Origin of the sequence: Inquilinus limosus DSM 16000 (assembly GCF_000423185.1) — a bacterium.
Taxonomy (GTDB): domain Bacteria; phylum Pseudomonadota; class Alphaproteobacteria; order DSM-16000; family Inquilinaceae; genus Inquilinus; species Inquilinus limosus.
This window is the reverse complement of the sequence record NZ_AUHM01000005.1, coordinates 294064-320411: the sequence shown is the minus strand read 5'-3', so window position 1 is coordinate 320411 and position 26348 is coordinate 294064. Positions and strand designations below refer to the sequence as shown.

General features: G+C 69.2%; 24 protein-coding genes. 14 read left to right on the top strand and 10 right to left on the bottom strand.

The window, feature by feature from the left end:
* Positions 1-203: 203 nt before the first annotated feature.
* Positions 204-845 carry a TetR/AcrR family transcriptional regulator gene (locus G537_RS0108855; protein ID WP_034851041.1) on the bottom strand — a complete coding sequence of 214 codons (642 nt, stop codon included), beginning with the start codon at positions 843-845 and terminating at the stop codon, positions 204-206.
* Between the two features lie 93 nt (positions 846-938).
* Here G537_RS0108855 and G537_RS0108850 point away from each other — a divergent pair, with 93 nt between their 5' ends.
* Genes G537_RS0108850 through G537_RS0108840 form a run of 3 tightly spaced genes read left to right on the top strand, consistent with a single transcriptional unit; the run spans position 939 to position 3883 of the window.
* Positions 939-1943, top strand: coding sequence for an efflux RND transporter periplasmic adaptor subunit (locus tag G537_RS0108850; RefSeq protein WP_026869814.1), 1005 nt, complete (start codon positions 939-941; stop codon positions 1941-1943).
* Between the two features lie 3 nt (positions 1944-1946).
* Positions 1947-3194 (top strand): ABC transporter permease, encoded by a 1248-nt coding sequence (locus tag G537_RS0108845; RefSeq protein ID WP_026869813.1) that lies wholly within the window; start codon positions 1947-1949, stop codon positions 3192-3194.
* Positions 3191-3883 (top strand): ABC transporter ATP-binding protein, encoded by a 693-nt coding sequence (locus G537_RS0108840; RefSeq protein WP_026869812.1) that lies wholly within the window; start codon positions 3191-3193, stop codon positions 3881-3883. The genes G537_RS0108845 and G537_RS0108840 overlap by 4 nt, the downstream gene beginning before the upstream one ends.
* 46 nt (positions 3884-3929) lie before the next feature.
* Here G537_RS0108840 and G537_RS0108835 read toward each other — a convergent pair whose 3' ends face one another.
* A complete protein-coding gene (locus G537_RS0108835; RefSeq protein WP_026869811.1) occupies positions 3930-4355 on the bottom strand; it encodes a YybH family protein in 426 nt (141 codons plus the stop codon).
* A gap of 185 nt (positions 4356-4540) precedes the next feature.
* On the opposite strand from G537_RS0108835, the gene G537_RS0108830 reads away from it, so the two are divergent.
* From G537_RS0108830 to mctP, 6 genes are all read left to right on the top strand, one after another.
* Complete coding sequence (locus G537_RS0108830; protein WP_026869810.1) at positions 4541-5467, top strand: ABC transporter ATP-binding protein; 927 nt, start codon at positions 4541-4543, stop codon at positions 5465-5467.
* Positions 5464-6225: an ABC transporter permease gene (locus tag G537_RS0108825; RefSeq protein WP_026869809.1), complete on the top strand. Its 762-nt coding sequence runs from the start codon at positions 5464-5466 to the stop codon at positions 6223-6225. The genes G537_RS0108830 and G537_RS0108825 overlap by 4 nt, the downstream gene beginning before the upstream one ends.
* 174 nt (positions 6226-6399) lie before the next feature.
* The gene (locus G537_RS37070; protein WP_162146094.1) at positions 6400-7515 is read left to right on the top strand and encodes an efflux RND transporter periplasmic adaptor subunit; all 1116 of its coding nucleotides are present in this window, start codon (positions 6400-6402) and stop codon (positions 7513-7515) included.
* Positions 7512-10619: an efflux RND transporter permease subunit gene (locus G537_RS37065; RefSeq protein WP_051248207.1), complete on the top strand. Its 3108-nt coding sequence runs from the start codon at positions 7512-7514 to the stop codon at positions 10617-10619. Before G537_RS37070 ends, G537_RS37065 begins: the two co-directional genes overlap by 4 nt.
* Positions 10620-10735: 116 nt before the next feature.
* On the top strand, positions 10736-10936 hold the full coding sequence (locus G537_RS0108810) for a DUF3311 domain-containing protein (protein ID WP_026869808.1): 201 nt from the start codon (positions 10736-10738) through the stop codon (positions 10934-10936).
* The gene (mctP, locus tag G537_RS0108805; protein WP_026869807.1) at positions 10926-12401 is read left to right on the top strand and encodes a monocarboxylate uptake permease MctP; all 1476 of its coding nucleotides are present in this window, start codon (positions 10926-10928) and stop codon (positions 12399-12401) included. The genes G537_RS0108810 and mctP overlap by 11 nt, the downstream gene beginning before the upstream one ends.
* Positions 12402-12422: 21 nt before the next feature.
* On the opposite strand, the gene G537_RS0108800 is transcribed toward mctP, so the two are convergent.
* The gene (locus G537_RS0108800; RefSeq protein WP_026869806.1) at positions 12423-12926 is read right to left on the bottom strand and encodes a MarR family winged helix-turn-helix transcriptional regulator; all 504 of its coding nucleotides are present in this window, start codon (positions 12924-12926) and stop codon (positions 12423-12425) included.
* A 117-nt stretch (positions 12927-13043) separates the two neighbouring features.
* Between G537_RS0108800 and G537_RS0108795 the strand changes: the two genes are divergently transcribed.
* The 3 genes from G537_RS0108795 to G537_RS0108785 all read left to right on the top strand — a co-directional run bounded on the left by G537_RS0108795 (position 13044) and on the right by G537_RS0108785 (position 17064).
* On the top strand, positions 13044-14279 hold the full coding sequence (locus tag G537_RS0108795) for a dienelactone hydrolase family protein (RefSeq protein WP_026869805.1): 1236 nt from the start codon (positions 13044-13046) through the stop codon (positions 14277-14279).
* Positions 14280-14397: 118 nt separating this feature from the next.
* On the top strand, positions 14398-16383 hold the full coding sequence (locus tag G537_RS37060; protein ID WP_162146093.1) for a tetratricopeptide repeat protein: 1986 nt from the start codon (positions 14398-14400) through the stop codon (positions 16381-16383).
* Positions 16384-16458: 75 nt separating this feature from the next.
* Entirely contained in the window at positions 16459-17064 is a 606-nt protein-coding gene (locus G537_RS0108785; RefSeq protein WP_026869804.1) for a hypothetical protein, read from the top strand.
* 20 nt (positions 17065-17084) lie between these two features.
* Here G537_RS0108785 and G537_RS0108780 read toward each other — a convergent pair whose 3' ends face one another.
* Positions 17085-18116 (bottom strand): AI-2E family transporter, encoded by a 1032-nt coding sequence (locus G537_RS0108780; protein ID WP_211230332.1) that lies wholly within the window; start codon positions 18114-18116, stop codon positions 17085-17087.
* A gap of 141 nt (positions 18117-18257) precedes the next feature.
* Here G537_RS0108780 and G537_RS37055 point away from each other — a divergent pair, with 141 nt between their 5' ends.
* Positions 18258-18671, top strand: a complete 414-nt coding sequence (locus G537_RS37055; RefSeq protein WP_034851037.1) for a hypothetical protein — start codon at positions 18258-18260, stop codon at positions 18669-18671.
* Positions 18672-18795: 124 nt separating this feature from the next.
* Here the strand turns inward: G537_RS37055 and uxaC are convergent, their stop codons facing one another.
* From uxaC to G537_RS0108745, 6 genes are read right to left on the bottom strand one after another with little or no spacing between them, the layout of a single operon-like run.
* The gene (gene uxaC, locus G537_RS0108770; protein WP_026869802.1) at positions 18796-20199 is read right to left on the bottom strand and encodes a glucuronate isomerase; all 1404 of its coding nucleotides are present in this window, start codon (positions 20197-20199) and stop codon (positions 18796-18798) included.
* Positions 20196-21281: a Gfo/Idh/MocA family protein gene (locus G537_RS0108765; protein WP_026869801.1), complete on the bottom strand. Its 1086-nt coding sequence runs from the start codon at positions 21279-21281 to the stop codon at positions 20196-20198. Before G537_RS0108765 ends, uxaC begins: the two co-directional genes overlap by 4 nt.
* Before the next feature lie 2 nt (positions 21282-21283).
* On the bottom strand, positions 21284-22300 hold the full coding sequence (locus G537_RS0108760; RefSeq protein ID WP_026869800.1) for a Gfo/Idh/MocA family protein: 1017 nt from the start codon (positions 22298-22300) through the stop codon (positions 21284-21286).
* A 13-nt stretch (positions 22301-22313) separates the two neighbouring features.
* On the bottom strand, positions 22314-23177 hold the full coding sequence (locus G537_RS0108755) for a carbohydrate ABC transporter permease (RefSeq protein ID WP_026869799.1): 864 nt from the start codon (positions 23175-23177) through the stop codon (positions 22314-22316).
* On the bottom strand, positions 23170-24102 hold the full coding sequence (locus G537_RS0108750; RefSeq protein WP_026869798.1) for a carbohydrate ABC transporter permease: 933 nt from the start codon (positions 24100-24102) through the stop codon (positions 23170-23172). Before G537_RS0108750 ends, G537_RS0108755 begins: the two co-directional genes overlap by 8 nt.
* Positions 24103-24106: 4 nt before the next feature.
* Positions 24107-25402, bottom strand: a complete 1296-nt coding sequence (locus G537_RS0108745; RefSeq protein ID WP_034851034.1) for an ABC transporter substrate-binding protein — start codon at positions 25400-25402, stop codon at positions 24107-24109.
* Positions 25403-25612: 210 nt separating this feature from the next.
* Between G537_RS0108745 and G537_RS0108740 the strand changes: the two genes are divergently transcribed.
* A complete protein-coding gene (locus G537_RS0108740; protein ID WP_155888547.1) occupies positions 25613-26293 on the top strand; it encodes a TetR/AcrR family transcriptional regulator in 681 nt (226 codons plus the stop codon).
* Positions 26294-26348: the final 55 nt, after the last annotated feature.

The window sequence follows — 26348 nt, the reverse complement described above, 5'->3', positions numbered from 1 at the left end:
TTGAAGCATCTCGTGGGCAAGGACCTGTCGGGATGGAGAATGGCACGCGCGTTTGCATTGCCTTTTCCGCGTGACGAAGCCCTCTCAGAACCAAACGCCGTCATTGCGAGCGCAGCGAAGCAATCCAGAGCGGCTCGCACCGACCCCTGGATTGCTTCGTCGGCTTCGCCTCCTCGCAATGACGGTGTGGGATCGAACCGCCGCTACTTCTCGGCCGGCTCGGCCAGCCCGAGCTGCTGCATCAGACGGGCGAGATAGTCGCGCAGATCCTCCGCCGTCGGCGGCGCCGGGTCGATCAGCAGGCGGTGCAGCATGGCGCCGCCCATCATGTCCTGCAGCATGGCCGTGTCGGCCGAAGCCGGCAGCTCGCCGCGCGCCTTCGCCCGCTCCAGCAGCACGCCGAAGGCCTCGCGCCGCGGCCGCAGATAGGTCTCCCAATAGATCTGCATCAGCCGCGGATGGCTCTGCACCGAGCCGATCAGCCGGGCCAGCAGCTTGCGGTTCTCCGCACTCGCCATCAGCTCGGCCCCCGCCTCCATCATCCGGCGCAACGTCGGGGCCAGCGGCATCTCGGCGAAGTCGCGGAAGTCGGTGACGCCCATGTCGCGCTCGGCGTCCTCGCGCACCCGGCCGACCGCCTGGGCCAGCAGCGTCTCCTTGGAGGACCAGCGGCGATAGATGGTGGTCTTGCCGACCCCGGCGCGCCGGGCGATGCGCTCGATGCTCGCCCCCTCGACCCCATGGTCCAGGAACAGCGCCAGTGCCGCCTTCAGGATCGCCTCCTCCGCCGCCCGGCTGCGCGGCCGCCCCGGCGTCCGCCGGCCCCCGGTTTGCGCTGTCGTCACATCGACCTCTCCAACTCCGCCTCGGAACCGTATATCGAAACGATACTGTTTCGTATATATATTCTCGCCGACTCGCAGCCGTCGGAGCCGGAAGTGAAGACCGTCCGCATCCTGTCCGCCGTCCTGGTGCTCGCGCTGATTGTCGGCGGCGCCTATTGGCTGTTCGCCCGCCCGACCCCGGTCCAGACCGTGGCGCCACGGCGCGGTGAGGCGGCGCAGATCGTCTACGCCACCGGGGTGGTCGAGCCGCGCGTCTGGGCGAAGGTGACGCCGCTGATCCGCGAGCGCATCGTGTCCCTGTGCGACTGCGAGGGTGAGCCGGTGGAATTCGGCGCGGAGCTGGCCCGGCTGGACAGCCGGGAGGCCGAGGCGACGCTGGCCGAGCTGAAGGCGCGGCAGAAGCTGGCGGCGGCGGAGCACGAGCGGCAGCTGGTGCTGGCCGGCCGCAACGTCGCCAGCGTCCGGGATCTCGACCAGGCGCGCAGCGAGCTGGCGCAGCTGGAGGCGCTGATCGCCGGCCAGACCGCGAAGCTGGAGAACTACGTGCTGCGGTCGCCCATGCAGGGCCTGGTGCTGCGCAAGGACGGCGAGGTCGGCGAGATCGTCGACCCCGGCACCATCCTGTTCTGGGTCGGCGAGCCGAAGCCGCTCTGGGTCATCGCCGACGTCAATGAGGAGGACATCCCCCAGGTCGCGGTCGGGCAGAAGGCGCTGCTGCGTTCCGACGCCTTCCCCGGCCAGGCGCTGCCGGCCACGGTCGACAGCATCACGCCGAAGGGCGACCCGGTGGCCAAGACCTATCGCGTGCGTCTGGCCCTGCCGGACGACACGCCGGTCCGGATCGGCATGACGGTCGACGTCAACATCGTCAACCGCACCGTGCCGAACGCCCTGCTGATCCCGACCGAGGCGGTGAACGGAGACGCCGTCTTCACGGTCGATGCCGACAACCGGGCCCGGCGCCGGACGCTCGAGATCGGCATCCGCGGCATCCGGGATTTCCAGGTGCTGTCCGGTCTGGCCGAGGGCGACCGCGTGATCACCCCCTTCCCCGAGACCCTGGCCGACGGCGCCCGGGTGGCGCCGGAGGGAGGCTGAGCCGTGCGGCTGCTGCTCGACCTCGCCGTCACCCACATCATTGGCCGCGGCCGGCAGACCCTGGTCGCGATCCTGGGCACGGCGCTGGGCGTCGGCTTCTCGATCGCCATGGCGGCGCTGATGCAGGGCGGCGAGGACGATTTCGTCGCCCAGCTGATCGACACCATGCCGCATGTCCAGATCACCGACGAGCGGCGGACGGCGGCGCGGCAGCCGGCGGAGGACATCTTCGACGCGGTCGAGATCGCCGGGCTTCGGCCCCGCGACGACCGGCGCGGCATCCTGAACCCGACCGCCGCGGTGGCGGCGCTGAACGCCTGGATCCCGGGCCGGATGTCGACCACCCTGAAGACCCAGGGCGTGGTGCGCTATGGCGGGCGCGACATCGGCATCACCATCTTCGGCATCGAGCCGCAGCAGGAGGCCCGCGTCTCCTCGATCGCCCAGGACTTCCGGCAGGGCAGCTTCGATTCCCTGATCGCCGGCGGCAACAACATCGTCGTCGGGGACAGCCTGGCGAAGCGGCTGGGCGCCGATCTCGGCACCACCGTCACCCTCGTCTCCGCCACCGGCCAGAGCCGGGCGGTCAAGATCGTCGGCCTGTTCCACACCGGCGTCACCGCCCGCGACGAGGGCGAGGGCTACGTCCTCTTGAAGATCGCGCAGATCCTGAGCGAGCGGCCGAACGCCATCAACGAGATCCGGCTGCGCCTCGACGACCCGAACGTCGCGCCGGCCGTGGCCAAGCGGGTGGAGGCGCAGATCGGCTACAAGGCAGTGGCCTGGCAGGAGGCGAACGAGTCGCTGCTCGAGGCCTTCGTCATCCGCAACATCATCATGTACACGGTGGTCGGCGCCATCCTGCTGGTGGCCGGCTTCGGCATCTTCAACATCGTCTCCACCATCACCCATGAGAAGGCGCGCGACATCGCCATTCTCAAGTCGCTCGGCTTCGAGGCGCGGGACATGCGCCGGCTGTTCCTGCTGGAGGGTCTGACGCTCGGTCTCGCCGGCTCGCTGGTCGGATGGGTGCTCGGCTTCGGCCTGTGCTTCGCCCTGTCGCAGATCGAGCTGCGCCTGTCCGGCGCCGCCGTTGGGCGCGAGATCACGCATCTGCCTCTGACCTGGAGCCCCTGGCACTACTTGATCGCCGCCGCCTTCGCCCTGGCCGCCGCCGGGATCGCCGGCTACCTGCCCGCCCGCCAGGCGGCGAGGCTGAACCCGGTCGACATCATCCGGGGGGCGACATGAGCTCGCTGATCGAAGCCGTCGGCCTGACCCGGGTGCTGCCGGAGACGGTCCCGGTGACGCTGGTGAAGGACGTGTCGCTGACCATCGGCGAGCGGGAGCTCGTCGCCGTCACCGGCCCGTCCGGCTCCGGCAAGTCCTCGCTGCTCTACCTGCTCGGCCTGCTCGACCGGCAGACCGAGGGGGAGCTGCGCATCGCCGGGCAGGAGGCGGCGGCGCTGGATGAGCGCGGCCGCGCTCGGCTGCGCCTGGAATCGATAGGCTTCGTCTTCCAGTTCCATTTCCTGCTGCCGGAGTTCACGGCGCGCGAGAATGTCGAGATCCCGATGCGCAAGCTCGGCCGCCTCTCCGCCCGCCAGAGGCAGGAGCGCGCCGACGCGCTGCTCGACGCGCTCGGCCTCGCCGACCACCGCGGCAAGCGGCCGGACCAGCTGTCCGGCGGCCAGCGCCAGCGGGTGGCGGTGGCGCGGTCGCTGGCCAACGACCCGCCGCTGCTGCTGGCCGACGAGCCCACCGGCAGCCTCGACTCGCACAGCTCGGAGCAGGTCTTCGCCATCCTCTCGGGGCTGGTGCGCGACCGCGGCAAGACCGTGGTGGCGGTGACCCACGACATTGACCTGGCATCGCGGATGGACCGGCGCATCCACCTGGTCGACGGCGCCGTGACCAGCGACGAGAGGACGGGCGGCTGATCGGTGGCGGGGGACGGTCCGCGTGTTCGTGCTTCGACGGTGTCGCTCAATCCGTCTGCGGCGGCCGCTCGACAGCCCAGCTCGCATCGGCGCCAAACGGATGATCGATGAAGAAGTACCAAGTGCCGTCTTCGCCTTTCCGGTGAACCTCCATGCCGTGATGATGGATGTCGATCGGCCTGCCATCCATGTCCTGACCGGTGATCCGCCACTGCGAGCGCGTCATCGCGAAGTCGCCGGCGATGGTGACATGGTGGGTGACGACATCCATGTGCGGCTTCAGGCCGACATAGGCCGCCATCGTCGCCCGGATCGCGTCGGCGCCACGCGCAATTGTGGTGCCGCCATGGACCTCGTTCACCTGCACGATCGAGGCCTCGGGATGGTACAGCGCGGCGGCCGCTTCGACGTCCTGCGCATTGAAGGCGCGCGCGAGCCACAGGTTGGAGAGATCGGGGGAGGGAGCGCCCATGGTTCGTTTCCTTTCAGGTTGCGGAGGCGACTTGGTGAATGGCTCTCCAGACCGGAAGACCGCGTTCTTGCAGTCTTCCTGTGCGCGGGCGCACAGTCCGCCCTTGCCCGGTCCGGCTAAGACTGTCGCCCACCTGGCTCACGAAGCCTCACCGAACGCCGTCCGCATCGGGTATCGTCGCCGCCATGCCGCCGATCATCACCGTCACGAATCTCGCGAAGACCTACGCTTCGGGCTTCCAGGCGCTGAAGGGCGTCGATCTGGAGATCCGCCGCGGCGAGATCTTCGCTCTGCTGGGCCCGAACGGCGCCGGCAAGACCACGTTGATCAACATCATCTGCGGCATCGTCCGGCCAAGCGGCGGGACGGTGACGGTGGACGGGCACGACATCGTGACCGACTACCGCGCCGCCCGGTCCAGAATCGGCCTCGTCCCGCAAGAGCTGACGACGGACGCCTTCACCACCGTCTGGGCCAACGCCGCCTTCAGCCGGGGCCTGTTCGGCAAGCCGGCGAACCCGGCCCATATCGAGAAGGTGCTGCGCGACCTGTCGCTGTGGGAGAAGAAGGACAGCAAGATCATGACGCTGTCCGGCGGCATGAAGCGCCGGGTGCTGATCGCCAAGGCGCTGGCGCATGAGCCGCAGATCCTGTTCCTGGACGAGCCGACGGCGGGGGTGGATGTCGAGCTGCGGCAGGATATGTGGCGGCTGGTCCGCACGCTGCGGGACCAGGGCGTGACCATCATCCTGACCACCCATTACATCGACGAGGCCGAGGAGATGGCCGACCGGATCGGAGTGATCCGCAAGGGCGAGATCGTCCTGGTCGAGGAGAAGGCCGAGCTGATGCGCAAGCTGGGCAAGAAGCAGCTGACCCTGCAGTTGCAGGGCCCCCTGGACAGACTTCCCGAGGCGCTGGCCACGCATCAGCTGTCGCTGTCGGCCGACGGCACGGAGCTGGTCTACACCTACGACACGCAGGGCGAGCGGACCGGCATCACCGCGGTGCTGCAAGCCGTCGCCGATGCCGGGATCCGGTTCAAGGACCTCCACACGAGCCAGAGCTCGCTGGAGGAGATCTTCGTCAGGCTGGTGAGCGAACGGCGATGAACCTCTATGCGATCCGCGCGATCTACCTGTCGGAGATGGCGCGCACCGGGCGCACCCTGATGCAGAGCATCCTGTCGCCGGTGATCTCGACCTCGCTGTACTTCGTCGTCTTCGGCTCGGCCCTCGGCTCGCGCATCGAGGAGATCCACGGGGTCAGCTACGGCGCCTTCATCGTGCCCGGGCTGATCATGCTGTCGCTGCTGACCCAGAGCATCTCCAACGCCTCGCTCGGCATCTATTTCCCGAAATTCATCGGCACGATCTACGAGCTGCTGTCGGCGCCCGTCTCCTATCTCGAGATCGTCGTGGCCTATGTCGGGGCGGCCGCCACCAAGTCGATCATCCTCGGCCTGATCATCCTCGCGACCGCCGGCCTGTTCGTGCCGCTGCAGGTGGTTCACCCGCTCTGGATGCTGCTGTTCCTGGTGCTGACGGCGGTCACCTTCAGCCTGTTCGGCTTCATCATCGGCATCTGGGCCGACGGATTCGAGAAGCTGCAGCTGGTGCCGCTGTTGATCATCACGCCGCTGACCTTCCTCGGCGGCAGCTTCTACTCGATCGCCATGCTGCCGCCCTTCTGGCAGACGGTCGCGCTATTCAACCCGGTGGTCTACCTGATCAGCGGCTTCCGCTGGAGCTTCTACGGGATCGCCGATGTGAACATCGCGGTGAGTCTCGCCATGACCCTGGCCTTCCTGGCGATCTGCCTGGCGGTCGTGGCCTGGATCTTCAAAACCGGGTATCGCCTCAAGACCTGAGCGTCCGATTTTTGCAACGGAACATTGCCGGGCCAGCACCGGCAATGTTCGGACACGAAACGCACTGCCCCGTTTGCATCGGGAAACATGCGGACCAACCGCAGCCATGGCTTCGTCTTAGTGTCGCGGCCCAATCGCGGCCCGCACGCCCCGGGTATCCCGAAGACCATGCCGATGCATCGACACCGACGCGCCATCCCGTCCCGCCTCCTCCCGATCGTCCTCGCGCTCGCCGCCTGCCATGACTCCACCCCGGCCGAGGAGGCCTCCGCCTCGGAAGCGGTCGCGGCGTCGGCGGCCCTGACAGTTGCGGTCGAGCCGGCGCGGACCGAGCGCCTGGCCCGCACCGTCTCCGCGACCGGCAGCGTCGCCGCGTGGCAGGAGCTGACGGTCAGCGCCGAGCTGAGCGGCGTCGCCATCGTCGAGATCCCGGTGCGGGAGGGCGACCGCGTCGAGCAGGGGCAGCTGCTGGCCCGGCTGGACGACCGCACGCTGCGGGCGCAGATCGCCGAGCAGCAGGCGGCGATCGACCAGGCGCAGGCGACGCTGGACAATGCCGAGCAGGTCGACGCGCGGTCCCGCCGCATGCTGGCGGCCAAGGCGATCAGCCAGGAGACGGCGGACCAGAACGCCGCCACGGTGCGGACCAGCCGCGCGGCCCTGGCCCAGGCCCAGGCCGTGCTGCAGCGGCTGCAGGTGCAGTTGGACCAGACCCGCATCACCGCCCCGGTCGCCGGCATCGTCGCGGAGAAGCCGGCCGTGCTGGGCACCGTGGTGCAGAGCGGCACCGAGCTGGTGCATCTGATCCGCGACGGCCGCCTGGAGGTCCAGGCCAAGGTGCCGGAACGCGATCTCGTCGCGATCCGGCCGGGCCAGGCGGTGACGGTGACTGATGCCGCCGGAACGGTGACGAAAGCCACCGTGCGGGCGGCGGCCGAGAAGGTCGACGCCACCACCCGGCTCGGCACCGTCTATGCCGACCTTCCGGAAGGCACCGCGCTCAAGCCCGGGATGTTCGCGCGAGTCTCCATCAGCGTGAACGGCGGCAGCGTGCTGACCGTGCCGGAGGCGGCGCTGGTCTGGCGCGAGGGCCAGCCACGGGTCTTCACCGTCGACGCCGACGGTACCGCCCGGCTGCGCGCCGTGCGCACCGGCAGCCGCGGCGACGGCCGGGTGGCGATCGAGGACGGGCTGTCGGAGGGCGAACGCGTGGTCACCGCCGGCGCCGGCTTCCTCGACGACGGCGGCCATGTCCGCATCGCCGAGGCGGTGGCGGAGGCCGCGCGATGAACGCGATCTCCTCCTGGTCGATCCGCAACCCGGTCCCGACGATCGTGCTGTTCCTGCTGCTGACCGCGGGCGGAATCTTCGGCTTCGGCCAGCTGCGCACCAACGACATGCCGGACATCGACCTGCCGACGGTCACGGTGACGGTGGTGCAGACCGGCGCGGCGCCGAGCGAGATGGAGACCCAGGTCACGCAGCTGGTCGAGAACGCCGTCGCCGGCCTCGGCAATGTCGACGACATCTCCTCCACGGTCAGCGAAGGCAGCTCGGTCACCACCATCGAGTTCAAGTTCGGCACCGACATCGACCGCGCCACCAACGACGTGCGCAACGCGGTTTCGGGCATCGAGGCCGACCTGCCCGCCTCTGCCCAGACGCCGGTAGTCGAGCGGGTCGACGTCACCGGCGGCGCCATCATCACCTTCGTGGTCGACGCCCCGGCGATGAGCCCCGACCAGCTGAGCTGGACGGTCGACAACGACATCGGCAAGGCACTGCTCGGCGTCGACGACGTGTCGAAGATCGAGCGCTCCGGCGGGGTCGACCGGATGATCCGGGTGAGGCTCGACCCCGACCGGCTGCGCGCGCTCGGCGTCACCGCCGCCGAGGTCAGCCAGACCCTGGCCGAGACCAATGTCAACCAGCCGGGCGGCCGGGTCGGCCGCAGCGAGCGGGAACAGTCGATCCGCACCCTCGGCAGCGCCGGGTCGGTCGAGGCTCTGGCCGAGGCCCGGATCCCGCTGTCCGACGGCCGCGAGGTGCGGCTCGGCGACCTCGGCACGGTCGAGGACAGCTGGGACACGCCGCGCCAGCGCGCCCGGCTGGACGGGCGGGAGGTGGTGGCCTTCAGCGTCTACCGCACCACGGGGTCGAGCGAGACCGACGTCACCGACGCGGTGCGCGCCAAGGTCGCCGAGATCGGCGCAGCCCGCCCCGATCTGCGCTTCCAGGAGGTCAGCTCCTCCTCCGGCTTCGTCCTGGAAAGCTACGACGCGGCGCTGGAGGCGCTGTGGCTCGGCGCCCTGCTGGCCATCGGCGTGGTCTGGCTGTTCCTGCGCGACATCCGGGCGACGCTGGTCTCCTCGGTCGCGCTGCCGCTGTCGCTGATCCCGACCTTCGCGGTGATGGCGCTGTTCGACATCTCACTCAACACCATCACCCTTCTGGCGCTGTCGCTGGTCGTCGGCATCCTGGTCGACGACGCCATCGTCGAGATCGAGAACATCGTCCGGCACATGCGGCAGAGCGGCAAGCGTGCCTTCGACGCCGCGATCGACGCCGCGGACGAGATCGGCCTCGCCGTCGTCGCCACCACCGGCACCATCGTCGCCGTGTTCCTGCCGGTTGCCTTCATGCCCGGCATTCCCGGGCAGATCTTCAAGGATTTCGCCGTCGCGACCTGCGTCTCGGTCGCCTTCTCGCTGGTCGTCGCGCGCATGCTGACGCCGCTGATGGGCGCCTATCTGATCCGCGCCGGCGGGCATGAGGACGACGCGCCGCGCTGGGTGCCGGCCTATCTCTGGCTGCTGCGGCTGGCGCTGCGGCACCGCTGGGTCACGCTCGGCCTCGGCGTCGCCTTCTTCGTCGGCTCGGCGGTGCTGGCCTCGCAGCTCTCCACCGAATTCATGCCGGCGACCGACCGCGGCCGCTCCGTCGCCTCGGTCGAGCTGCCGCCCGGTGCCACCCTGGCCGAGACCGACGCGGCGGTGATCGAGATCTCGCGGCGCTTGAAGCAGGAGCCGGAGGTGGCGAGCGTCTTCGCCGCGATCGGCAGCGCCACCACCGCCGGACAGGGGCCGGGCAGCAAGGCCACCGGCGAGGTGCGCTCCGCCACCCTGACGGTGGATCTCGTCCCGCGCGGCGAGCGCAGCGTCACGCAGCAGGCTTTCGAGGCCCGTGCCAGGACCTTGCTGCAGGACATCCCGGGCATCCGCGTCCAGTTCGGCGCCGACGGCCAGTCCGGCGCCAAGGTCTCGGTCACCCTGGCCGGCGACGACCCGGCGGCGCTGCAGGCGGCGAGCCAGTCCCTGCTGCGCGAGATGCGCGGCGTGCCCGGCCTCGCCAATGTCGAGTCGACCGAGACGATCGCGCGGCCGGAGATCATCGTCACTCCCGACACCGCCCGGGCCGCCGAGGCCGGGGTGACGCCGCAGACCATCGCCTCGACCGTCAGCGTCGCCACCGTCGGCGACATCGACCAGAACCTGCCGAAATACAATCTCGGCGACCGGCAGATCTCGATCCTGGTCACCCTGGCCGACGACGCGCTCGACGACCCGGCGATGATCGCCGACCTGCCGGTCAAGGGCAGCAACGCGACCGTGCCGCTGGGTGCCGTCGCCGACATCGCCTACGGCGCCGGGCCGAACAGCATCACCCGGGTCGACCGCAGCCGCAGCGCCACGATCGAGGCGGAGCTGGCCGGCATCCCGCTCGGCGAGGCGACGGAGCGGATCGCCCAGCTGCCGACCATGCGGAACCTGCCGGCCGGCGTCACCGAGCTGAAGCGCGGCGACCAGGAGCGGCTGCAGGAGCTGTTCCGCGGTTTCGCCATGGCCGTCATCGCCGGCGTGTTCCTGATGTATGTGACGCTGGTGCTGCTGTTCCGCGGCTTCGTCCAGCCCGTCACCATCCTGATCGCCCTGCCGCTGTCGATCGGCGGCGCGCTGGGCTTCCTGCTGATCACCGGCCATGCGATGGGGATCTCGTCCTTCATCGGCCTCCTGATGCTGCTCGGCATCGCCGCCAAGAACTCGATCCTCCTGGTCGAATACGCGATCCTGGCGCAGCGGGGCGGGATGGACCGCGCCTCCGCGCTGATCGACGCCGCGGCCAAGCGGGCCCGGCCGATCGTCATGACGTCCATCGCCATGGCCGCCGGCATGCTGCCGATCGCGCTGGGCATCGGCGCCGACGCCGAATCCCGGGCGCCGATGGCGATCGCGGTGATCGGTGGCCTGATCTCCTCGACCGCGCTCAGTCTCGTCTATGTGCCGGTGTTCTATACCGTGATGGACGACCTGCAGCGTGTCCTCGGCCGGATTCTGGGCCGGCTGCTGGTCGAGGAGGCGCCGAACGACGGCAGCGTTCCGGCTGGAACCGAGTAGGCCCGTGGCGGCAGTGCCGCCATGCGTTCATTCCGGTTAACATATCCGGGGACGATGGCAGGTTGACCGGCGAATCGGGCCCGGGGAGATCCGGGCCTGCGACGGAAGGATTTGCCATGCCTGAGCGTTCACGGCGGCGGCCCGTCTTGTGGCTGCTGCTCCTGCCCTATATCGGGCTCCTGTGGGTGCCGTTCTACAACTGGCGCGAGCCGGAGATCCTCGGCTTCCCGTTCTTCTACTGGTACCAGTTCGCCTGGGTGCCGCTGACCGCCCTGATCATCTGGATCGCCTATCGGAGCGTGCGCCATGACGACTGAGCTGGATGTCGTCGCGCTCGCCGTCTTCGCCTTCTTCTTCATCCTCGTCACCGTCATGGGCTTCGCCGCCGCCCGCTGGAAGCGGGGCGAGACGCTGGCCCATATCGACGAGTGGGGTCTGGGCGGGCGCCGCTTCGGCACATGGATCACCTGGTTCCTGGTCGGCGGCGACTTCTACACCGCCTACACCGTGATCGCGGTGCCGGCGCTGGTCTATGCGGTCGGGGCCTACGGCTTCTTCGCCCTGCCCTACACCATCATCGTCTATCCCTTCGTCTTCCTGGTGATGCCGAAGCTGTGGCGGCGCGCCAAGGATCGCGGCTACGTCACCGCCGGCGACGTCGTCTACGGCCAGTACGGCTCGCGCGGGCTGGAGCTGGCGGTCGCCCTCACCGGCGTCCTCGCCGTCATGCCCTATATCGCGCTGCAGCTGGTCGGCATGGCCGCGGTGATCAAGGCGCTGGGCCTGACCGGCGAGCTGCCGCTGACCATCGCCTTCGTCATCCTGGCGCTCTACACCTATTCCGCCGGCCTGCGCGCCCCGGCGCTGATCGCCTTCGTCAAGGACATCATGATCTACATCGCGGTGATCGCCGCGGTGGCGCTGATCCCGTGGGAGCTGGGCGGCTATGCCAGCGTCTTCCAGGCGGCCGACCAGGCGTTCCAGGCCAAGGGATCGGGCGGGCTGCTGCTCGGCGACAGCCAGATCGTCGCCTATGCCACGCTGGCGCTGGGCTCGGCCCTCGCCGCCTTCATGTATCCGCACACCCTGACCGGCATCTTCGCCTCGGCCAGCGCCAACACCATCCGCAAGAACGCGGCGCTGCTACCGGCCTATACCCTGCTGCTCGGCCTCCTGGCCCTGCTCGGCTATATGGGCCACGCCGCGCATCTGCAGGTCGCCAGCCCGAACGACGTGGTGCCGGCGCTGTTCCAGACGCTGTTCCCCAGCTGGTTCGCCGGCTTCGCCTTCGCCGCCATCGCCATCGGTGCCCTGGTGCCGGCGGCGGTGATGAGCATCGGCGCCGCCAACCTGTTCACTCGCAACTTCTGGAAGGCCTATGTGGCGCCGGACGTCAGCCATGCCGGCGAGGCCCAGGTGGCCAAGATCACCTCGCTGGTGGTCAAGGTCGGCGCCCTGCTAGTGATCGTGTTCCTGCCGACCCAGTTCGCGCTGGACCTGCAGCTGCTCGGCGGCGTCTGGATCCTGCAGACGCTGCCGGCGCTGGTGTTCGGGCTCTATGTCGGCTGGTTCCGGGCGCCAGCGCTCCTGGCCGGATGGGTGGTCGGCTTCTTCGGCGGCAGCTGGATCGTCTGGCAGAACGGGCTGAAGCCGCTGCAGGCGCTGAGCCTCGGCGGCAGCACGGTCACGGTCTATGCCGGCCTCCTGGCGCTGGCGGTCAACATCGCGGTCGCCGTGGTGGTCAACCTGGCCGTCGCACCGCGGGTGGCGCGGGCGACCTGAGAACCGCCGGGCGAGGCAGGGCTATTCGGCCCTGCTTCGCCCCCGCGGCCGGGTGGCTTCGGCCACCGACGCCTTGGTGCGGCCGAGGAGATCCATCAGCCGTTCGATCTCCCCGGTCTCGAGTCCGGCCGTCATCTCGGCCACCCAGTCGCCATGCGCCGCCGCCATCGCCGCGAACTGGCGCTCGCCCTCCTCGGTCAGGCGGATGACGTGCTTGCGCCGGTCCTCCGGCAACTGTTCGCGCACCAGCAGCCCGCCTTCGACCAGCCGCTCGACCAGCCCGGTCATGTTGCCGTTCGACACCATCAGCCGCTGGCTCAGCTCGCCCAGCGTCAGCCCCTCGCGCATCTTGTACAGCTGGGCCATCAGGTCGAAGCGCGGCAACGTGGTGTCGAAGCTCTCCGCCAGGCGGCGCCGGACTTCGCGCTCGATCATGGTGGTGCAGGTCAGGAGCCGCAGCCACAACCGCAATTCGAGGCGATGGTCCTTCGGCCGGTCGGCGACGGCGGTCTCTGCGTCGATCATTCTGCTTCGGTCCTGAGAGCGGCCGGTGGCCACCCGATCTGCTTTAAGTTTAAAGTATAACCGCGGACGGCGCAGCCCCGATGCCATGCCGCCTTCCGGAGCGAGCGAGGATCAGCGATGACCAGCAGATGGGTCGACATCACGGCCGATGACGGCGGCCGGTTCCAGGGCTATCTCGCGGTGCCGGCCAGCGGCTCCGGCCCCGGCATCCTGCTGCTGCAGGAGATCTTCGGCGTCAACGCGCATATCCGGGCGGTCGCCGACCTCTATGCCGAGGAAGGCTATGTGGTGCTGGCGCCGGACCTGTTCTGGCGGCTGGAGCCGCGGGTTGAGCTCGGCTACGGCGAGGCCGATGTGGCCCGCGCCCGCGAGCTGCTGGGCCGCTTCGACGTCGACCGCGCCGTCGCCGATTGCGGCGCCGCCCTGGCGACGCTGCGCCGCCTGCCGGAATGCCGCGGCAAGGTCGGCGCGCTGGGCTTCTGCCTGGGCGGCCGGCTGGCCTATCTCGTCGCCGCACGCAGCCATGTCGACGCCGCGGTCAGCTATTACGGCACCGGGCTGGAGCCGCTGCTGGGCGAGGCCGATGCGATCCGCTGCCCGATGGTGTTCCACGTCCCGGAGAAGGACCGCCACCTGCCGCCGCAGACCCGGGACGCGATCGCCGCCGCCTTCGAGGGCCGCGAGGACGTGCAGCTGTTCCTCTATCCGGGCGCCGACCACGGATTCAACGTGCCGGAGCGGGCGGCCTACGACAAGCCGGCGTCGCTGATGGCGCATTCCCGCAGCCTGGCCCTGTTCCGCCGGGTGATGGGGCCGCATTACGACCTGTCGGCGCTGTGGGAGCGGCACACCGAGCTGGAGTTCGCCACCCGCGACGCCCGCGCCACCATGACGACGATGGTGGCCGAGCCTTACGTCAACCACGTCCCGACCATGACCGGCGGCGTCGGCCAGGACGACCTGTACCGCTTCTACGCCAACCACTTCATTCCGAAGACGCCGAAGGACACCAAGCTGATCCCGATCAGCCGCACCATCGGGGTCGACCGGCTGGTCGACGAAATGCTGTTCTGCTTCACCCACGACATCGAGATCGACTGGATGCTGCCCGGCATCCCGCCGACCGGGCGCTATGTCGAGATCCCGCTGGTCGCGATCGTCCGCTTCCGCGGCGACAAGCTGTACAACGAGCACATCTACTGGGACCAGGCTTCGGTGCTGGTCCAGATCGGCCTGCTGGACCCGAAGGGCCTGCCGGTCGCCGGGATCGAGACGGCGAAGAAGCTGGTCGACGAGAGCCTGCCGTCCAACACGCTGATGGCCCGCTGGCAGGAGAGCGCGCCGAAGGACTGAGCGCAGATTTCTGACCGGCCCCGGAACGATCGGCATCGACAGCGGGGCCGGTTTCGATAAGATGGTGTGAACAAGGAGATTCTTCGCACCGCCATTTCGTATGCGCATTCATGGTTTCGTGCTGGGGCTTCTGCTGGCGTCGCCGGCGGCCCTGGCCTCTCCGTCGCCCCTCATTTCGTCCGGGCCGGCGGATCTCACCGAGATCGTCGCCCTCAGATCGGCAGGACCGGAAGAAGCACGGCTGCGCGGCCTGCGGCTGACCGCCGAATCCGGGAATGCCGAGGCCCAGCTCCGGCTCGGCATCCGCTACGAGGCCGGGGACGGCGTCGAGCGGGACCTCGCCGAGGCGACGCGTTGGTACCGGCTGGCGGCCGAGCAGGGCCATGCCAGGGCCCAGGCCTATCTCGGCGACATGTACCGCGACGGCGCCGGGATCGCGCGGGACGATGCCGAGGCCGTGCGCTGGTATCGCCTGTCGGCGGCCCAGGGCTTCGACCGCGGCCAGACCTATCTCGGCTACATGTATCAGGATGGGCGCGGCGTCGAGCGCAGCGAGGCGGAAGCGGTGCGCCTCTACCGTCTGGCCGCCGAGCAGGGCTATACGCCGGCCCAGGCCAGCCTCGGCTACATGTGCGAGAACGGCCGCGGCGGCCCCGTGGACACCGCCGCGGCGGCCTATTGGTACGGTCGTGCGGCCGACGCCGGATACGCGGTCGGCCAGCGCCTTCTCGCGGATCTGTACTTCGCCGGCCGCGGTGTGCCGCAGGACGATGCCGAGGCGGTGCGCCTGTACCGCCTGGCCGCCGAACAGGGCGATGCCTCGGCCCGCACCGATCTCGGCTGGATGTACGAGGCCGGACGCGGCGTGGCGATGGACAAGGCCGAGGCCGTGCGGCTGTACCGCCTGGCGGCCGACCAGGGGCTGGCCCGGGCGCAGACCAACCTGGCCTTCATGCATGACGGCGGCCGCGGCGTGGCCGAGGACGCGGCCGAGGCGGTGCGCTGGTATCGCCGGGCGGCGGCGCAGGGCTATGCGCGGGCCCAGGCCGAGCTCGCGGCCATGTACCACCACGGCCGCGGCGTGCCGAAGAACGGCGGCAAGGCGATGCGCTGGTACCGCCTCGCCGCCAAGCAGGGCTATGCCGCGGCCCAGAACGACGTCGGCATCCTGTACGACACCGGCCAGGGCGTGGCCGAGGACGACGCCGAGGCCGCGCGCTGGTACCGGCTGGCGGCCGAGCAGGGCTACGACCACGCCCAGGCCAATCTTGCCTGGCTTTATGAGAACGGCAGCGGCGTGGCCCTGGATCTGGCCGAGGCCGCCCGCCTCTATCGCCTCGCCGCCGATCAGGGGCTGGCGCGGGCCCAGATCGATCTGGGCGATCTCTACCGTGACGGGCTGGGCGTGGCGCAAGACGATGCCGAGGCCGTGCGCCTCTATCGCCTGGCCGCCGACCAGGGCGATGCCCGTGCCGAAGCCAATCTCGCCTGGATGCACCAGCAGGGCCGCGGCGTCGCCAAGGACGAGGCCGAGGCGGCGCGCTGGTACCGCCGGTCGGCCGATCAGGGCTATGCCTACGCCCAGGTCAGCCTCGGCCGGATGTACGAGGAGGGCCGCGGCCTGGCGCAGAGCCACGTCAAGGCGCTGCGCCTGTACCGCCTCGCCGCCGATCAGGGCGATGCGCGGGCCGCCTATCATCTGGGCAGCCATTTCAAGGCCGGGCGCGGCGTGGCGCAGGACGACGCCGAGGCCCTGCGCTGGTTCCGCGTCGCCGCCGAGAAGGGCCACACCGATGCTCAGCGCGAGCTGGGCATCGTCTACGAGACCGGGCGCGGCGTCACCCGCGACGAGATCGAGGCGGTGATCTGGTTCGCCCGCGCGCTGGCGGAGGAAGAGGACGCGCCCCGCCACGCCGTCCTGTTCCTCAGCGCCCGGTCGGAGGCGGCCAAGGTTGCAGCGGCGCTGCGCCTGCTGGCGGCGCTGGGCTATGCCTCGGCCGACGCCTTCCGCCGCGCCGAGGGGCTGCCGCCCTCCGACGCCGTCGACGACGCGCTGCTGATCGCCCTGGCGCGGAAGGAATGGCAGGCCGGCCACCGGTCCTGAGACGGAATTCATGTAACCGCCGGGCGGGTCCGGGCGTACGGCATCCGAGGGGGATGTCGACGCACGAGGATTCCCATGACGCGCAGCGCGATGGCCAGCCTGGCTTTGTTCACTCTTCTGGTGGCCCTTCCGGCCGCGGCCCAGACCGCGCCGCAGCAGCGTATCCGTGGCACCATCAAGGCGGTCGACGGTCCGGTGCTGACCATCGCCCCTCGTGGCGGCGGCACCGCGACCGTCACCTTGGCCGATGACGCCACGGTGCGGACCATCGCCCCGGCCGACATCCGTGACATCAAGCCCGGCAGCTACATCGGCAGCGCCGCCATGCCGCAGCCCGACGGCAGCCTGCGCGCCCTGGAGGTGCAGGTGTTTCCGGAGAGCATACGCGGCGTCGGCGAGGGCCAGCGCCCCTTCGACCTGCAGCCGGGCAGCACCATGACCAACGCCACGGCCGGCGCGGTCGAGGGCACCGACGGCCGAGTGGTGACGCTGCGCTACCAGGGCACCGAGACCAGGCTGGTGGTGCCGCCCGACGTGCCGGTGATCACCTATGAGCCGGGCAGCCGCGACCAGCTGACCAAGGGCGCCCATGTCATCGTCAGCGCAGTCAAGGGCGCCGACGGGTCGCTGGTCTCGCATGCGATTCAGGTCGGCAAGGACGGGCTGGTGCCGCCGATGTAGGCACGGCGCCGGGCGGAGCGTCAGATCAGCTTGCTCCGCCCGAGTTCGACCTTCAGATAGGCGTAGAAGACCGGCGCCGCGATCACGCCGGGCACGCCGAACGCCGCCTCCATCAGCAGCATGGCGATCAGGATCTCCCAGGCCTTGGCATGGATCTGGGTGCCGACGATCTTGGCGTTGATGAAGTATTCCAGCTTGTGGATGATCACCAGGAAGGCCAGCGACGCCGCGGCGACATAGACCGACAGGCTCAGGCTGATGATCGTGATGACGGTGTTCGAGATCAGGTTGCCGATCACCGGCAGCAGGCCGCAGACGAAGGTGACCACGATCATGGTCTTGGTCAGCGGCAGGTGGACGCCGAACAGCGGCAGGACGCCGACCAGGTAGATCGCCGTCAGCGCCGTGTTCAGGGCGGAGATCCGCACCTGGGCGAAGACGACGCGGCGGAAGGACAGGGCCAGGAGGCGGGCCCGCTCCGCCAGCGACCGGGCGAGAGGGCCGCGGCCCGGCCGCTCCGTCAGATCGGCGATGGCGATCATGCCGCCGATCACCAGGCCGATGATGATGTGCACCAGGACGCGCCCGACATCGGTGGTGATCCGCAGCAGGTCCCGCGCGTGGTCGCGCAGGGACTGCGCCAGCATGGTGTCGAGGTCCTGGCCGCTGTTCGGGATATAGGCGACGATCCAGGGCGGCAGCTGCTGGCTCGCCCGCTCCACCGCCTCGGCCATCTTGCGCATCACGGCGACCAGCCCCTCCGGCCGGTCGGTGAGAACCGAGATCAGCTCGACGATGCCGAAGATCACGGCCAGGCTCAGCACCGCCGTCAGCAGGCCGAGGGCGATGATGCGGCCGGTCTTGTGCAGGGCGCCGAAGCGGCGGAACGCTGGCGCCACCGCATGCACCAGCTCGTGGATCAGGAGGCCCGCCAGCAGGGCCGCGAGCAGGCCGAACCACAGGCTGCCGAGCAGGGCCAGACCGGCCAGAATCTGGGCCGAAATCTCGATACGGCGATCCCGGGCGGAGGGATGAGGGGCCACGGGGACCACGGCCGCAACATCCTCGCTTCGGCCGGGCTGAAAATTCATGATGGGAAAGCCTGTTCTCGACGGGTGCGCGCGAAGGGTACCGGCCGACTCCGGACCTTTGGCGGACAAAAGTCAATCAAACGCTTCGGATGAGGTCCTGGCATGAACGACCCGATCGGCGACCGCTGCCTTGATGAGATCGAGCGGCTGCACTGCTTCTTCGAGCGCTGGCTGGGCAACACGGCCGCCGACCCGGCGGAGTTCGCCCGGGTCGAGCCGGCCTGGCCCTCCGACTTCACGCTGATCGCCCCGGACGGCGCGGTGCTGGACCGCGCCGCGGTGGTCGGCTGGCTGCGCGATGCGCGCGGAGTGCACGCCGACCCGGCAGCGCCGTTCCGGATCGAGATCCGCAACGCGGCCGTGCGCGTCGCCCTGCCCGGCGGCTTCCGCCTGTGCACCTATGACGAATGGCAGAGCATTCGCGGCTTCGAGAGCCTCCGGCGGTCGACCGCCCTGCTGGAGGCCCGGGAGGACGCAGTTCTGTGGCGGCACCTGCAGGAGACCTGGGTCGGCTGATCAGCGGGTCCCCACTTCATCGTCACTGCGAGCGCAGCGAAGCCATCCAGGGGCCGCTCGCACCGGCCCCTGGATTGCTTCGTCGGCTTCGCCTCCTCGCAATGACGGTTCCGAAAACCCGCCCTCAGAGCTTGTACGCCGTCTTCGGCAGCCGGTAGGCGAGGTCGACCGCCACCTCCGCCGCCTCGTCCTCGTCCAGCCGGTGCTCGGCGACCAGCTGGGCCAGGTAGCGGCAGTCGATCCGCCGGGCCACGTCGTGCCGGGCCGGGATCGACGGGAAGGCGCGAGTGTCGTCGTTGAAGCCGACGGTGTTGTAGAAGCCCGCCGTCTCGGTCGCCAGCTCGCGGAAGCGCAGCATCCCCTCAGGGCTGTCGAAGAACCACCAGGGCGGGCCGAGCCGCAGGACGGGATAGTGCCCGGCCAGCGGCGCCAGCTCTCGCGCATAGGTGCTCTCGTCCAGGGTGAACAGGATCACCGACAGCTCGCGCTCGTTGCCGAAGCGGTCGAGCAACGGCTTCAGCGCGTGGACATAGTCGGTCCGGGTCGGGATGTCGGCGCCCTTGTCGCGGCCGAACTCCTGGTGCAGCGCCGGGTTGTGGTTGCGGAAGGAACCGGGATGGATCTGCATCACCAGCCCGTCCTCGAGGCTCATCCGCGCCATCTCGGTCAGCATCTGGGCCCGGAACAGCTCGGCGTCCTTCGGCTCGAAATGGCCGGAGACGATCTTCTCGAACAGCGTCACCGCCGGCACCGGGTCGAGATCCGCGGTCGCCGCGGTCGGGTGGCCGTGGTCGGTCGAGGTCGCGCCCATCTCCTTGAAATAGACGCGACGCTGCTGCATGGCGGCGAGATAGCCGCGCCAGGAATGCGTGTCCTCGCCGGTGATCTCGCCGAGGCGCTGCAGCCCCTCGCGGAATCCGTCGAACTCCGGGTCCACCACCGGGTCGGGCCGGAAGGCGGTGACCACCCTGCCCTTCCACCCGCTGTCGCGGATCGCACGGTGGTGGTCGAGCGGGTCGAGCGGCGATTCCGTGGTGGCGATGACCTCGAGGTTGAAGCGCTCGAACAGCGCCCGGGGGCGATAGTCCGGCCGCGCCAGCCGCTCGGCGATGCGGTCGTAGATCCGATCGGCGCTGGCCGGAGTCAGCCGTTCCTCGACCCCGAACAGCGTCTCGAAGGTGTGGTCGAGCCACATCCGGGTCGGCGTGCCCCGGAACAGATGCCAGTGCTCGGCGAAGCGCCGCCAGATCGCCCGCGGATCGGTTTCGACCGGGCCGCCGTCGCGGCGCGGCACGCCCAGATCCTCCAGCCGCACGCCCTGGCTGTAGAGCATGCGGAAGATGTAGTGGTCCGGGATGATCAGCAGCGAGGCCGGGTCCGGGAACGGCTCGTCCTTGGCGTACCAGGCCGGGTCGGTGTGGCCGTGCGGGCTGATCAGCGGCAGGCCGGCGACCTCGGCATAGAGGCGCCGGGCGATGGCCCGCTGGGTCGGGTCCGGCGAGAACAGACGATCCGGATGCAGGCTCATGCGGCGGAGGCCTTCGGTTGCGGACGCCAGTCGGCGTATTTCGGGTGATCCCGGCCGATCGGCAGCTCGACCGGCCGGCCGGTCTCCGCAGAATGGAACAGGGCCGTCGCCAATTCCAGGGACCGCCGCGCATCGTCCAGCGTCACCGGCAGCGGTCCGCCGCTCTCCAGCGCCGCATGGTAACGGCCGAGCTGGCCGGCGAAGCGCGACGGCACCGGCTCCCAAGCTGCCAGTGCGCCTTCGATCCGCTGCGCGATCTCCGGCGAGGCCGGGACGATCTGCCACGGCGCGTCGCCCGGGGCATAGGGCTTGAGACCGCTTTCGAAGGTGACGTTCTCGAAGCAGAAGCGCAGCCGGCTGATCTCGACCTGCGAACCGAGGGTGGCGGCGAGCGAGACCAGGGCGCCGCTCTGCATCGCCACGCTGGCCACGGCGCAGTCCTCGACCTCGATCGGATTCACCCGGGTCGCGGTGCGGCAGTAGACCGAGGCCACCGGCCCCAGCATCCAGGTCATGATGTCGTGCGAATGGATGGCGTGGGTCAGCAGCACGCCGCCCAGCTCGGTGTCCAGCCGGCCGCGCCAGGGCACGGAATAGTACTTCGCGCCGCGGTTCCAGTGCGTCTCCACTGTGGCGAGATAGGGCTTGCCGGCGATCCCCGCATCGACGATGCGCTTGGCCTTCTGCAACCCGTCGCCGTAGCGGTACTGGAAGATCGGCATCACCCGGCCCGGGGCCGTCGCCTCGGCCTCGACCACCCGGTCGAGATCGGCCAGCGACCCGACCAGCGGCTTCTCGCAGATCACCTGCTTGCCGGCCTCGAGCGCCGCCAGGATCTGGCCGATATGCACCGTCGGCGGGGTGCAGATGTCGACCACCTCGATCTCCGGCATGCGCAGGATCTCGTCGAAGCGGGTGGTCCGCACCGGGATGTCGAATTCGTCGCCGATCTCGGCCAGGCGCTCCGGGTTCAGGTCGCAGATCGCCACGACCCGGAACTTGTCGGGATGGGCGGCATAGCCTTCGGCGATATGGCCACGGCCGACGCCCAGGCCGATCACGGCCACGTTTCGGATCGTCATTCTTACGCCCTCCGCCCGGCGGCCGATTCCGCCATCGCCTGCGCCGTCAGCGCCAGCTCCATCGCCTTGAAACAGTGCTCCTGGCTCATCGCCGTCTCCGTCCGCTCCAGCACGTCGGCCACCAGCTGCCGGCCGAAGGGCAGCTCGACGTTGCTGCAATCGATCCGCTGCATGCCTTTCTTGTCGACCAGGATCAGGTGGTCGGTGCCGGGCTGGCCGGTCGGGTCGACGTATTTGCGCAGCTCGATATAGCCCTCGGTGCCGAGGATGGTCAGTCGCCCGTCGCCCCAGGTCGGCAGCCCGTCCGGGGTGAACCAGTCGATCCGGATGTAGCCGGTGGCGTCCGGGCTGCGCAGCAGCGCCTCGCCGAAATCCTGCAGCTCGGGTGTCTCTGGGTTGCCGCGGTTGGCGACCGCGGCCGAGGCGACCTCGACGTCGAGCGTGCCGGCGAAGAACAGGAACTGCTCGAACTGGTGCGAGGCGATGTCGGTCAGGATGCCGCCGTAGCGGGCGCGCTGGAAGAACCAGTCGGGGCGCTGCCTGGCGTTGAGCCGGTGCGGCCCGAGCCCGACCGTGTTGATCACCCTGCCGATCGCGCCGGCCTGCACCAGCTCGCCCGCCTTCACGGTCGACCGGGTCTGGAAATGCTCGGAGTAGCAGATCGAGTAGATGCGCCCGGTCTCGGCCTGCACCCGCCGCACTTCGGCCAGCTGCTCCAGCGAGGTCATGCCCGGCTTATCGGAGAGGTAGTCCTTGCCGGCCCGCATCACCGCGATGCCAAGCGGCGCCCGGTCGGCCGGGATGCCGGCCGAGGTGACGAGCTGGATCGACGGATCCTCCAGGATCGCCCGCGGGTCGGACACGCGCCGGGCCTGCGGGTAGCGGGTCTGGAACGGGCCGGCCAGATCCTCCTCCGGCGCATGGAAGGCGACGAACTCGCCCCCGGCGCCGAGCAGCGCCTCGACCTGGCCGAAGATGTGGTTGTGGTTGATGCCGATGGCGGCGAAGCGGATGGTCATTCGGAGTCCCGGGTCAGCGTTTGAGTCCGGTGGTGGCGACGCCCTCGATCAGAAGGCGCTGGAAGAACAGGAAGAAGAAGAACACCGGCAGCAGGGTCAGGACGGACATGGCGAACAGCGCGCTCCAGTCCGACTTGCCGGTCGAATCGACGAAGTTCCGGAGGCCGAGCTGGACCGTGTAGGACCCCATGTCGTTCAGGTAGATCAGGGGGGCGAAGAAGTCGTCCCAGGTCCAGATGAAGGAGAAGATCGCCGCCGTGGCCAGCACCGGCTTCGACAGCGGCAGGATGATCTTCCAGTAGATCGTCCAGGGCTTGCAGCCGTCCATCATCGCCGCCTCGTCCAGCTCGCGCGGGATGCCGCGGAAGAACTGCACCATCAGGAAGATGAAGAAGGCGTCGGAGGCGAGGTACTTCGGCACCACCAGCGGCAGGAAGGTGTCGACCCACTCCAGGTTCAGGAACAGCACGTATTGCGGGATCAGGGTGACGTGATAGGGCAGCATCAGCGTGCCCAGCATCAGCGCGAACCAGAAGTTGCGCCCCGGGAATTGCAGCCGGGCGAAGGCGAAGGCGGTCAGCGAGCAGGCGAAGACGTTGCCGATCACCGACAGCACCGAGATCACCGCCGAGTTCCAGAAGAACTGGCCGAAGCTGATGTCGAGCCCGCTCCAACCCCGGACATAGGCGTCGAGGCTGAAGCTCTCCGGCCACAGCGAGGCCGAGGAGAAGATCTGCGCGTCCTCCTTGAACGAGCTGGCGAGCATCCACAGCAGCGGATACAGCATCGCCAGCGAGGCGGCGCAGAGGGCGATATGGATCAGGAGCGACCGCGACAGCGGGCGGCGGGTGGGGCTGCTGAGGACGAGGTCAGTCATCGTAGTGCACCCAGTAGCGCGCCGACAGGAAGGAAAAGGCGGTGAACAGCGCGATGATCACGACCAGCACCCAGGCCAGCGCCGAGGCGTAGCCCATGCGGAAGTTGCTGAAGGCTTCCTGGTACAGGTACAGGGTGTAGAAGAGCGTGGAGTCGATCGGCCCGCCCGTGCCCTCGCTGATGATGAAGGCCGGGGTGAAGGCCTTGAACGCCTCGATCGTCTGGATCACGGCGTTGAAGAACACGACGGGGGTCAGGAGCGGCAGGGTGATGCGCCAGAACCGCGCCCACGGCCCGGCGCCGTCGATCGCCGCCGCCTCATACAGGTCGCGCGGCACCTGCCGCAGCCCGGCGAGGAAGATGATCATCGGCGACCCGAACTGCCAGATGCTGAGGACGACCAGCGTCGACAGCGCGTAGTCCGGGTTGGAGATCCAGCTCGGCCCCTGGATGCCGAACAGGCTCAGAAACTGGTTGACCAGCCCGTTGCCGGCGAAGAGCTGCCGCCACAGCACGGCGATGGCGACGCTCGCGCCCAGCAGCGACGGCAGGTAGAACAGGGCGCGATACACCGGCAGGCCCGCGATGCCCTTGTTCAGCATCATCGCCACGGCGAGCGCGAAGGCCAGCTTCAAGGGCACCGCGAACAGCACGAACAGGAAGGTGACCTGCATCGAGGACAGGAACTTCGGATCATTGGTGGCGATCCGGACGTAGTTCGCCATCCCGACCCAGTTCGGAGCCTGCAGCAGGTCGAAATCGGTGAAGGACAGGTAGAGCGAGACCAGGATCGGCCCGGCGGTCAGGCCGATGAAGCCGATCAGCCAGGGCGTCAGGAACAGGTAGCCCGACAGGGCGCGGGAGGTCACCCGCCGCGCCCGCCGCACTCCCGCCGCCCGTCCCGAGGCCTGCACCGCAATGGTCATGTCGTCACCCGCGATCGAGGATGCTGTTGGCTTCGTCGACGAACTGCTTGGCGCCGTCGGCCGGCGACGCCTGGTCGAATCCGACCTGCTCGTTGACCCGCTTCAGCAGGAAGTTGATCTCGCCCGCGCCCTTCGGCGGCGACGGCGGCAGGTCGCCGACCTTGTCGGTGATGAAGGAGACATAGTCGAGCATCGCCCGGCTGAGATCATCGAGCGTCGGCGCCACCGCCTCGCGCAGCGCCTTGGACGCCGGGACGCCTCGCTCGACGCCCAGCACCTTCCCGGCCTCGACGTCGGTGACGTAGAAGTTGGCGACGCGCACCGCCTCCTCGGCGACCTGGCTGCGCGCCGAGATGCTGAACAGCATCGACGGCTTCAGATACTGCCCCGGCTTGGCGCCCGGCCCGCCGCTCGGCTGCATCGTCATCTTCAGCTTGGTCTTGCTCAGCACCTGATGCGCGACGAGCTGGTTCGAGTTGGTGATGATCGCGGCGGAGTGGCCGAGCGCCAGCATGCTGGTCTCCGGCGACTGCTTGTCCAGCGCCTGGACGTCGGCCGGCGGGATCGCCTTCTTCTGCCGCAGCTCGTGCCAGAAGCCGAACCATTCGGTCATCACCTCCGCATCGAAGCCGGGCTTGCCCTCGGCGGTGTAGAGCGCCTTCCCCTTCTGCCGCAGCCAGCAGTCGAGCGCCGGCTCGATGCCGCCGCAGTCGCCGATCCCCCAGAACCCGTCGCGCTTGGAGGCCTGGGCGACCTTGAGCGACCAGTCGCCCCATTGCGTCCAGCTCCAGTCCCATTTCGGCTCCTCGGCGCCGATCTGCTGCAGCGTCTCGATGTCGTAGACGATGGCGGTCGAGTTGTTGCCGAGATTGACACCGTAGAGCTTGCCCTCGACGCGGCCGCAATCGATTGCAGGCTTGCCGAAATCCTCGATCTTCAGGACCGACGGCATGTACTCGTCGAGCGGCAGCAGCGCGCCGCGCCGCGCGTATTCGACGATGTAGCGGTAGTCCATCTGGATCACGTCGGGCGCGTTGCGGCCCGCGGTCTGGGTGGCGAGGCGCGGCCAGTAGTCGGGCCAGCCCAGCGTCTCGCCGTTGATGGTCGTGCCGGGGTGGGCGGCTTCGTAGAGCTTGTTGACCTTGTTGGTGCGATCGGCGCGCTCCTTGGAGCCCCACCAGAACATGCGGATGCGCTTGTCCTGGGCCCAGAGGGGGCCCGGAGCGCCGGCCAGCGCCAGGCCGGCCGCGGTCCCGCCCCATCCGAGAATCTGCCTGCGGTTCATGCGCAGCGTCGCCATTCGTTTCCTCCTTGCGCTGGTGCCCTTCTTCGCGAGGGACCGTGACACTGGGCGGCCGGTCGTCCGGCCGAATCGTCGTTCCTCCGATCGCCGTCAGGAGGTGAAGTTATAACCAGTTGGTTACAAGCTTGATCGATGCGATGATGGCTGTCAACACGAACACCGGCGGGTGCGGCGCTGCCGCCCGGCCGCAATCGAGGCCCGCCCACCGTGAGCATCAGCGACGAGACCGCCGACACCCTGACCGCCGAGAAGCCGAAACGCCCCGCCGCCAAGGCCGTGCGCGACCCGGAGCGGACCAGCGCCGCGATCCTGGCGGCCGCCGTGAAGGAGTTCACCGAGAAAGGGTACAGCGGCGCGCGGATCAACGAAATCGCCAAGCGCGCCGGCGCCAACAAGCGCATGCTGTACCACTATTTCGGCGACAAGGAGGCCCTGTACTTGGCGGTGCTGGAAGGCGCCTATGTCGCCATCCGCTCGGCCGAGAGCAAGCTGCACCTGGCCGACCACGACCCGGTCGACGGCATCCGCGAGCTGGCGCTGTTCACCTGGCGCTACTTCATCGACCACCCGGAATTCCTGAGCCTCCTGCAGACCGAGAACCTGATGAAGGCGCGGCACCTGAAGCGCTCGGCCCGCATCTTCGATCTGCATTCGCCGCTGGTCGCCGTGATCTCCGAGCTGCTCAAGCGCGGCGCGGCCAAGGGCGTGTTCCGGGCCGATGCCGACCCGGTCAAAGTCTATGTCAGCATCGCCTCGCTGGGCGCCTTCTACCTGTCGAACCGCTACACCCTGTCGACCATCTTCCGGCGCGAGCTGACCGAGCCCAAGGCCCTGGCCGATTGGGGCGAGCACATCGCCCAGATGATCCTGGCGTCGCTGCGCCCCTGATCCTCGCCGCGGCCTCTTGACGCGCAGGCCCTTTCCGTGATCCGCTAGTAACCAG